Source organism: uncultured Brevundimonas sp. (assembly GCF_947305955.1).
Lineage (GTDB): Bacteria > Pseudomonadota > Alphaproteobacteria > Caulobacterales > Caulobacteraceae > Brevundimonas.
In genome coordinates this window covers 67,932-74,836 of sequence record NZ_CAMZFB010000008.1, presented here as the reverse complement: position 1 = coordinate 74,836, position 6,905 = coordinate 67,932, and the positions used below count along the sequence as shown (strand labels likewise).

6 protein-coding genes and 1 pseudogene are annotated in these 6,905 nt (G+C 61.7%); 3 read left to right on the top strand and 4 right to left on the bottom strand.

All coding sequences use genetic code 11. From position 1 onward, the window contains the following. The 3 genes and pseudogenes from Q0Y42_RS03875 to Q0Y42_RS03865 form a co-directional block, all read left to right on the top strand. Positions 1-396, top strand: a pseudogene (locus Q0Y42_RS03875) (tyrosine--tRNA ligase); the annotation flags it as partial. 48 nt (positions 397-444) lie between these two features. Continuing rightward, on the top strand, positions 445-912 hold the full coding sequence (gene bcp / locus Q0Y42_RS03870; RefSeq protein WP_297800380.1) for a thioredoxin-dependent thiol peroxidase: 468 nt from the start codon (positions 445-447) through the stop codon (positions 910-912). 178 nt (positions 913-1,090) lie between these two features. Next, positions 1,091-1,747 (top strand): polymer-forming cytoskeletal protein, encoded by a 657-nt coding sequence (locus Q0Y42_RS03865; protein WP_297800379.1) that lies wholly within the window; start codon positions 1,091-1,093, stop codon positions 1,745-1,747. Between the two features lie 58 nt (positions 1,748-1,805). Here the strand turns inward: Q0Y42_RS03865 and prfB are convergent. From prfB to dapA, 4 genes are all read right to left on the bottom strand, one after another. Beyond that, positions 1,806-2,931, bottom strand: a protein-coding gene (gene prfB, locus Q0Y42_RS03860) for a peptide chain release factor 2 (protein ID WP_297800376.1) whose coding sequence is annotated in 2 segments (ribosomal slippage) — positions 1,806-2,861 and positions 2,863-2,931 — 1,125 coding nt in all. Because the reading frame shifts where the segments join, the coding sequence is not laid out codon by codon here. A gap of 109 nt (positions 2,932-3,040) precedes the next feature. After that, complete coding sequence (locus tag Q0Y42_RS03855) at positions 3,041-5,467, bottom strand: penicillin-binding protein 1A (protein WP_297800374.1); 2,427 nt, start codon at positions 5,465-5,467, stop codon at positions 3,041-3,043. A 79-nt stretch (positions 5,468-5,546) separates the two neighbouring features. Then, positions 5,547-6,017, bottom strand: a complete 471-nt coding sequence (smpB, locus tag Q0Y42_RS03850; protein WP_297800372.1) for an SsrA-binding protein SmpB — start codon at positions 6,015-6,017, stop codon at positions 5,547-5,549. After that, complete coding sequence (gene dapA, locus Q0Y42_RS03845; protein ID WP_297800369.1) at positions 6,017-6,901, bottom strand: 4-hydroxy-tetrahydrodipicolinate synthase; 885 nt, start codon at positions 6,899-6,901, stop codon at positions 6,017-6,019. The genes smpB and dapA overlap by 1 nt, the downstream gene beginning before the upstream one ends. Positions 6,902-6,905 lie beyond the last annotated feature (4 nt).

Genomic DNA, 6,905 nt, shown 5'->3' with positions numbered 1-6,905 from the left:
GCTTACGAGGCGATGGAAGGCGCTCAGATCAACGAGGCCAAGAAGGCGCTCGCCGACGCCACCACCACCATGATGCACGGCGAGGAAGCCGCCAAGGCCGCCCGCGCAGCCGCCGAAGCCGCCTTTGAAAAGGGCCAGCTTTCGGCCGACCTGCCGACCGTTGAACTGCCGCGCGATGAGGTCATCGGTGCCATGGTCGCCGCTGTCATCACCAAAGCGGGTCTGACCCAGTCGAACGGCGAAGCCCGCCGTCTGGCTCAAGGCGGTGGTCTGCGTCTGAATGACGTGGCCATCAGCGACGGTGCCCAACTGGTCACCGATGCCGACGTGAACGCCGATGGCGTGATCAAGCTGGCCGCGGGCAAGAAAAAGATCGTGCTGGTCAAGCCGGTCTAACAACGACGATCACAGCGCGGGTGCGCTGGAACACCTGGAGGTAAGAAGATGAGTGAACTGACCCAAGGCACCCCGGCCCCCGCGCTGTCCATCGCCACCGATGGCGACGGCAATTTCGATCTGGCCGCCCATAAGGGCAAAAAGGTCGTGGTCTATTTCTATCCGAAAGCGGACACGCCCGGCTGCACGACTGAAGGGCTAGATTTCTCGGCACTGGCCGATGAATTTGCGGCCGCCGATACAGTTGTTATCGGCATCTCGCGCGATCCGGCCAAAAAGCTCGAAAAGTTCAAAGCCAAGCACGACCTGAAGGTCATCCTAGGCTCGGACGAGGACGGCATCGTGACCGAAGCGTGGGGCGTCTGGGTGCTCAAAAAGCTTTATGGCCGTGAATACATGGGCATAGAGCGCGCGACCTTCCTTGTAGACCGCTCCGGCGTCATCCAGCAGGTCTGGCATAATGTGAAGGTTCGCGACCATGCGGCCGCCGTTTTGGAAGCCGCGCGCGCAGCCTAATATAGGCTACTGAAAAAACCTCCATTTCTCACATTGATCGAACGACGTTTTACAGTTGTTATGACGTTGGGCATAACAGTGTTGTCCGAGTCGTTTATCAACTGTCGCTCGCCAAGCGGCCTTGGAGGTTTGGATGTTCAACAAGGGCAAGCCTTACGTTCCCCCCCCTACACGCTCAATGGGGACTGCCAGTTCACACGATGACACAGGCGCTCTTGATGATACGGAACTGGAAGAGCTGGAACTGGATACAGAGGTTCTGGACGATTTCGGTGACGATGATCCCAGCCCCTCTTACAGCCACGCCTCCGAAGAGCGCGAAGCGGCGGTAGAAGAACCCGCACCTCCGCCCACTGCCGCATCGGACGATACGGTTGAACCTCCGCTAGCGGCCAGTTCCGGCTGGAGCCCGACAGGTAGCGGCACCGGCGGCGGCTATGGCAGCGGTTCCGGCGGCGGCTTCGGCGGCGGCAGCACTCCACCTTCACGACCCACACGAGAGGCCGCATCGGTGCTTGGTACAGGAATGACCTTCGAAGGCGACATCTCCGGTGTCGGCCAACTGGTAATCGAAGGAACGGTCAAGGGCGACGTGCGTGTGTCGCAGGTCCTGATCAATGAAAAAGGTGCGGTTGAAGGCACGGTGCACGCCGACTTTCTCGACGTACGGGGCCGCGTGACCGGTGCCATCGTCGCCAAACAGGTTCACCTGCATCCGACCGCAAAGGTCGAGGGCGACATCACCCAGGAAGAACTGACTATCGAACGCGGTGCATGGTTCTCGGGCCGCTCGACCCAAGCCAAGCGCGGTACGGAAGAACCGGCTACGGCCTGACCTTCCGACATTTGCGGAAACAAAAAGGGGATGGCTGGGCCATCCCCTTTTCTTATGCTCAGTCGGCCTGCGCCGCGTCGCGGGTCTCGCCCACGCGGGCCGCCAGCGCGGCACCCATGAAGGCATCCAGATCGCCATCCAGAACCCCTTGGGTGTCCGACGTTTCTACGCCGGTCCGCAGGTCCTTGACCATCGGATAGGGCTGCAGGACGTAGGATCGGATCTGGTGACCCCAACCGATATCGGTCTTTGCGTCGGCCAGAGCCTGTGCCGCAGCTTCGCGCTTTTGCAGTTCCAGTTCGTACAGACGCGCGCGCAGCATCTTCCACGCTTGGTCGCGGTTCTGGTGCTGCGAACGGCCCGCCTGACAGGCCACAACCGTATTGGTCGGAATGTGGGTCAGTCGGACAGCCGAGTCCGTCTTGTTGATGTGCTGACCACCCGCACCCGAGGCGCGATAGGTGTCGGTACGGACGTCCGCCGGATTGATGTCGATTTCGATCGTGTCATCGACCACAGGCGAAACGCCGATCGACGCGAACGAGGTGTGCCGTTTGGCGGCGGCGTCATACGGGCTGATGCGGACCAGACGGTGCACGCCCGATTCCGACTTCAGCCAGCCGTAGGCGTTCGGGCCCTTGACCAGAATGGTCGCGGACTTGATGCCAGCCTGTTCGCCCGCTTCTTCGGCCTCGACCTCGACTTCATAGCCGTGTGCCTTGGCCCAGCGCGTGTACATACGCAGCAGGATACCGGCCCAGTCGTTCGACTCCGTGCCACCGGCACCGGAGTTCACTTCCAGATAGGCGTCGTTGCCGTCGGCTTCACCCGACAGCAGGGCTTCCAGTTCGGCGCGGGCGGCGCGTTCCTTGATGCCGCGCAGCATGACGCGTGCCTCTTCAAGGGCGGCTTCGTCGCCTTCCTCATCGGCCATTTCGGCCAGCATCAGACCGTCTTCCAGATCACGTTCCATCTGTTTGACGGTGTTGACCTGATCTTCCAGACGCGAGCGTTCGCGGCTGACAGCCTGAGCTTGTTCGGGATTGTCCCACAGCGTCGGATCTTCGACGCGTGCGTTCAGCTCGTGGAGCTTTCTTAAAGCGACATCCCAGTCAAAGTCGCCTCCTGAGCAGAGCAACGCTCTGCTCGATGTCGGCCTTCATGGCCTCGACATCCAGTCTCATCGCAAACTCCTATGCGATTTGGTCTGCCTCGGCGCGGCGCGCCAAAGGATCGAAAGATAACGGCGCACTCGTTGAACGAATGCGCCGTGTTGAGGGTCTAACTAATGCTTCAGTACAATCCGCTCAAGTCCTCAGGGACTTCCTTGCGCGGCGGTGTGGCCGGCTGGGCCGGAGCCGTGGGCGGTGCGGACGGTTGTGTCGGCGATCCGGTACCCGTCGGATCGGTGCGGACGACTTCCTCATACGGACGCGGGCCGGTCGGCTCGGTGCGGATCGGGTCGGCGCGAACCTCACGCTCGGTGCCCGGGCGGAAGGCTTCCTCGATGCCGTTCACGACCTTGAAGATCGCATTCTTGGGACGAACAAACGGACGTGCCGGACGGGTCTTGAGCGCTTCCTGCATGAAATCGCCGAAAATCGGCACGGCGGTCGAGGCACCGGCCTCGCCACTACCCAGCGAGCGGTTGTCGTCAAAGCCAACGAACACACCCACGACCAAATCGGCGGAATAACCGACGAACCATGCCGAGCGATATTCATTGGTCGTGCCGGTCTTACCCGCGATATTCGGGCCCAGATAGCGGACGCTGGCGGCGGTACCGCGCTGGACCACACCTTCAAGCATGGAGGTGATCTGATAGGCGGTAATCGGGTCGATCACCTGCGTGCCACGCGGTTGAAGGCGCGGAGATTCCTGCCCCGAGAACGAACGGTTACAGTCACGGCATGCACGGCGATCTGCGCGGTGGATGGTCTTGCCATAACGGTCCTGCACCACTTCCAGCAGGAAGGGATCGACGCGACGGCCCCCGTTGGCAAAGGCGGCATAGGCTGCGGTGATCTGATACGGGGTGGTTTCCCCTGCCCCCAGCGACATGGCCAGGTTGGGCTGCATATCATCGACCACGCCCATCTTCTTGGACAGGTCCACGATGGTCTTCATGCCGACAGCCTGAGCCAGACGCACGGTCATGACGTTGCGCGACAGCTCCAGACCACGGCGCAGGGTTTGCGGACCATAGTAGCGACGGCTGTAGTTGGACGGGGTCCAGCGCTTGCCACCCGGGCCACCGGGGAAGCTGATCGGCGCATCCAGCACAATCGAGGTCGGGTTGAAGTCGCCTTCAAGCGCAGCGGCATACACAAACGGCTTATAGGCCGAACCCGGCTGACGGCGGGCCTGAGTGGCGCGGTTGAAGCTGGACAGGCCATAGGAATAGCCACCCACCATCGCCAGCACGCGACCCGACTGCGGCTCGATGGCCACCAGCGCGCCGTTCACGTTCGGCACCTGACGCAGGGAATACTGTCCGCCCTGACGCTCGACAAAGATGAGATCGCCGCGCTTCAGCGGCTTACGGCTGTTGTTGCTCCACGCCACATCGGCGGCAAGCAGCGAGCCCGTGTGATTATCCTTGGCGGTGCGAATGCGGACATTGCTGCCGCTGACGCTTTCCACACCTGCGGCTTCCCACGTCCGGCGTTCCGGCGGCGACTGACGACGAAGTGCCTCGGCCTGCCAGCCCTCGCTGAAGTCGGTTTCGCCCCATGCCCCGCGCCAGCCATGACGACGGTCATAGGCTTCCAGACCACGCATCAACGCGATACGGGCCGCCGACTGCAGCTGCGGATCCAGAGTCGTGCGCAGATAGTAACCGCCACGGTTCACTTCTTCCTGACCGAACATCGAGATAGCGCGGCGACGGGCTTCCTCGACGAAGAAGTCGGCGTCGGCATATTCCGCACGGCGAGGCGCAGAGCGCGCGTTCAGCGGACGGGCCTGAGCGGCATCGCGCTCTTCGGCCGTGATGAAGCCAGCATCTTCCATCTGGCCCAGCACCCAGTTGCGGCGACCGATAGCGGCCTCCTTGCGGCGGTGCGGATGATAGTTGGTCGGGCCTTTCGGCAGGGCTGCCAGATAGGCCGCTTCTTCCAGCGTCAGCTGATCCAGCGACTTGCCGAAATAGTTATAGGCCGCAGCGGCCACGCCATACGAGCGATAGCCGAGGTAGATCTCGTTTACATACAGCTCAAGCAGCTGTTCCTTGCTGAGAACGGTCTCGAGACGCGTCGCCAGAATGGCTTCTTTCAGCTTGCGGTTCAGCTTGGTCTCGTCGCTGAGCATCACGTTCTTGGCGACCTGCTGGGTGATGGTCGAGCCACCTTCCAGACGCCGTCCGGTCAGAACGTTGAACACATTACGGAAGGTCGCACGGCCAATGCCCGAAACGTCCACACCGCCATGGTTGAAAAAGTTGCTGTCTTCTGCGGCCAGGAAAGCCTGAACCACGCGCTCGGGGACCTGATTATAGGTCACATAGATGCGGCGCTGTTCGGAAAACTCGCCGATCAGGGTACCGTCACCGGCATAGACGCGCGTCGCCGTTGCCGGACGATAGTCCGCCAGCTCTGCTGCATCAGGCAGGTCGTGAATCACATAGGCTGCGTACACAGCCACCACGACACCTGCGGCTGCCACAGCGCCCATCAAGGCTGTCGCAGCCAAGACGAACCAGCGATTGGCTATCTTCACCATGCACTCCGCAATCGGTCTTTACGGACACGACACTATATCGCGAGACGCCATGCCGCTAGGCGCGACGTCATCAATTCCGTCAGCCCTTGTCTCTCAACAAGCGCGCCTTGTCGCGCTGCCAGTCGCGTTCGGCAACCGCTTCGCGCTTGTCATGGGTCTTTTTGCCCTTGGCCAGTGCGATCTCAAGCTTGGCCTTGCCGGCCTCATTTAGATACAGCCGCGTCGCGATAATCGTACGTCCGTCGCGTTGGACCGCCGCGATAAACTTATCGATCTGGCGACGATGCAGCAGCAGCTTACGGTGACGACGCGGCTCGTGGTTGAAGCGGTTCGCCATCTTGTAGGGCGGGATGTCAGCGTTCACCAACATCAACTCCCGCCCCTCAACGGCGACATAGCTTTCGGCGATATTGGCGCGACCGTCGCGCAGAGCCTTGATCTCGGTCCCGACCAGCTGGATGCCCGCCTCGATATGGTCATCGAGGAAATAGTCGTATCGGGCGCGCCTGTTCTCGGCGATCGTCTTCTGCTTCGGCGTGTTGTCAGCCATTACTCGATACCAGCGGCCTTCAGGGCAGCGTCAATGTGGGGGCGCAGGTCCGTGCGCGTGGTTGAGAGAGGCAAACGCACTTCCTCGGAGCAGTATCCCATCTTGGCCAGCGCATATTTCGTTGGGGATGGCGAATTGTCGATGAACAGCGCCTTGTGCAGGTCGATCAGTCGGTCCTGCCATACACGGGCTGTAGCCAGATCGCCGGACTGGACGGCATTGCTCATGGCCACCATGGCTTCAGGTGCCACGTTGGACGTGACCGAGATCACGCCTGCCCCACCCTGCGCGGCATAGCCCAGATAGCTGGGGTCATCACCGGAAATCAGGTCAAAGCCCTCACCGATGTGGGCGCGCATCCAGCTCACCCGCGACAGGTCGCCGGTCGCGTCCTTGATCCCCACGACGTTCGGATGTTTCGCCAGTTCCGCGACCGAGGCGTTCGACAAATCGACGCCCGTACGTCCCGGAACGTTATAAAGCAGTATCGGCAGTTGGACCGCATCGGCCACCGCCTCAAAGTGCGCCCGCATGCCCTCTTGCGAAGGGCGGTTGTAATAGGGCGTCACGACCAGCGCGCCGTCCGCACCGACCGTCTTGGCAAAGCGGGTCAGCTCGATCGCCTTGTCCGTCGCCGATCCCCCCGCGCCGGCCAGCACCTTGATCCGGCCCGCACAAATCTCGACGCACATCTCGACCACGCGCTTGTGCTCGTCCAGATGCAGGGTCGCGCTTTCGCCCGTGGTTCCCATTGGGACAACGCCGTGCACTCCGGCCGCGATTTGGCGCTCCAGCAGTTGTTTGAAAGCCGCCTCGTCCACGGTTCCGTCACGAAGAGGTGTGATCAATGCGGTGATCACGCCCTTGAACAAATGGGCGATCATGGAA

Bases quoted from the DNA above. Each gene is read 5' to 3' on its own strand.
- bcp (WP_297800380.1), top strand. From the start codon at position 445: ATGAGTGAACTGACCCAAGGCACCCCGGCCCCCGCGCTGTCCATCGCC.
- Q0Y42_RS03865 (WP_297800379.1), top strand. From the start codon at position 1,091: ATGGGGACTGCCAGTTCACACGATGACACAGGCGCTCTTGATGATACG.
- Q0Y42_RS03855 (WP_297800374.1), bottom strand. From the start codon at position 5,467: ATGGTGAAGATAGCCAATCGCTGGTTCGTCTTGGCTGCGACAGCCTTG.
- smpB (WP_297800372.1), bottom strand. From the start codon at position 6,017: ATGGCTGACAACACGCCGAAGCAGAAGACGATCGCCGAGAACAGGCGC.
- dapA (WP_297800369.1), bottom strand. From the start codon at position 6,901: ATGATCGCCCATTTGTTCAAGGGCGTGATCACCGCATTGATCACACCT.